Below are 245 nucleotides of genomic sequence, written 5' to 3'. Positions count from 1 at the left end.
AGCGTCGTGTTCGGCATCGTTCACCTCAATATCGGACACGTCCTCTCGTTCGTGCGCACCCACCAGCAGCACGACCTCAAACACGCGATCTACGAGGGGGGATCGTGGCTGCTGATCCTCAACGGCGCGTGGATCTGGATTTTCAGCCAGCACGTTCCCGGTCCGAAGCCCGACTTCCTGTTCGACGCGGTCTCGGTCCTCACCTTCGGCGAGGTCTCGTTCAGCGGGTTCCCGGTCGTCGTCGG

General features: G+C 62.4%; 1 pseudogene. It reads left to right on the top strand.

The window, feature by feature from the left end:
* A pseudogene (locus tag EXE44_RS19255) lies at nucleotides 1-245 on the top strand (V-type ATP synthase subunit I); the annotation flags it as partial.

The organism is Halorubrum sp. SS7, from assembly GCF_005435055.1.
Classification (GTDB): domain Archaea; phylum Halobacteriota; class Halobacteria; order Halobacteriales; family Haloferacaceae; genus Halorubrum; species Halorubrum salinarum.
Note: the sequence above shows the minus strand (reverse complement) of the source record. Positions and strands in the feature narration are given on the sequence as shown.